1 protein-coding gene is annotated in these 1746 nt (G+C 41.4%); it reads right to left on the bottom strand.

The window, feature by feature from the left end; all coding sequences use genetic code 11:
- Nucleotides 1–1746 (bottom strand): phage tail tape measure protein (locus GQO39_RS08405; RefSeq protein WP_156851756.1); only part of this gene is annotated, 1746 nt, incomplete at both ends.

The following is a 1746-nucleotide window of genomic DNA, read 5'->3' as shown; positions in this document are numbered from 1 at the left end:
CTCTGATTTCGTCCTTGAGACCATTTGGTACTGAAATATTGAGATTTGTAATGGTTACACGGGCGTCTACTTCAACGGGTTTGTGAACCGTAATAGGCTTTGGAGTTTTAAAGGCACCCGCTTTTGCATTTGTTGCCTGCATTTGTCCTGTTTCAATGACACTTGTATTAAAACCACTTTTACCTTTTCCAGGCGGGGTATTTGTAACCACTGCTGTATCCAGCATTTTTTTTGCCCGTGCATTGGTTTCATCGGTAAAGGTTTTAATGGTCTGGGTTGAAGTTTTGTTGATTGAGACATTAAAGCCTAACTTTTCTTTCATCCAATTAGGCATCCAGCTGGTTAATTTGCTTATCATACCGCTAAACCATTCAGACAGGACTTGCCACTTGCTTTTGATGCCGTCCCATAAGCTACCAATGAGATTGGCACCAGCTTCCATTAAATCAACGCCAAGCAACCATTTAATGAGTTCATTGATTCCTTTCGCTATCCAATAGAGTGGTGAAAAGTTTTTAAAGAGTGTAAAGAGTTTACTGAAAACGCTACTACATAAGCTGTAAAAAGAATCCCATAGCTTTCCTAAGAAGCTTATTAAGGTATTCCAGTTTTTGTAGAGTAGATATCCAGTAGCAATAAGCACTGTAAAGCCGCCTATTATCCAGCCTATGGGAGTAGACATCATGACGATGCGAAGCGCAGCGAATGCTGTACCAATTACAGCTAATGATGCTACCAACAAGCTTTTTATTTTGTCCCAATATTTGTAAAGCACATATAGAACAGCAATAAGTGCAACAATGCCACCAATTACCCAAGTGATAGGAGAGGACATCATGATGATACCAAGCTTAACAAACGCTGCACCAATTACAGCTAATGATGCAACTAACCGGAAATCTATTTCATCCCAGTATTTACACAGTGCGATAACTGCTGCAATACCGCCAAGTATCCAGCCGATAGGTGTGGTCATGATTGCATAGCCAAGTGTGACAAATGCGGCTCCTACGGCTGCTAATGCAGCAATGAGTGGACCAAAAATGAATGAACCAAGTGCCACAAGTCCTACCTTAAAGAGGGTTATTTCACCAATCAACGGCTCCATCCATTGAAACCAGCCTTTAATCCTCTCTGTGAGATCACTGATACCTTTTCTCAAATCAGAGGTAGGATTAAGCAAATCATTAAGGACTTTTTTTACGCTTTTAGCCCAGCTCGCAACGGTTGTTTGGATGAGGTCACGGTTTTCATCAATCAATTTTGAAAAAGCGTCAATCATATCATTGATGACGGGCATAAAACGTGCACCAATAAAACTAGCAATACCGCCTATTTTTTTCTTAAAGGCACCAAGCTTATCACTTAAATCTGCTGCATAGCGTGCAACATCGGCACCTATCAGCCATTTTCCTTTCCTAGCCTTTGCAAACAGCTCTTTTATGGGCGCCATGCCTTGTGCAAGCATGGTAGCCATTTCTTTACCATCACCACCAAACAACAGAGCAGCAATATGCTGTCTTTGTGCTTGATTTTTCATCTGACTCATCTTGTCGGTAATTTCTTCCAACAAGACAGAGTTTGATTTGAGTTTTCCCGAGGCGTTTTTGACAGAAATACCAAGTGCTTCAAAGCCCATCATGCCTCTTTTTTGTCCAGCATAGGCTTGTGCCGAACGCCTATTTAAAACCGCTAAGGATTGTTGAAAGAGTTCGGCAGAATATCCTGAATTATCCGCTGCATCCC

This window comes from Bartonella refiksaydamii, from assembly GCF_902652675.1.
GTDB classification, from domain to species: Bacteria; Pseudomonadota; Alphaproteobacteria; order Rhizobiales; family Rhizobiaceae; genus Bartonella; species Bartonella refiksaydamii.
The sequence above is the reverse complement of the archived record's forward strand: the minus strand, read 5'-3'. Positions and strand labels throughout refer to the sequence as shown.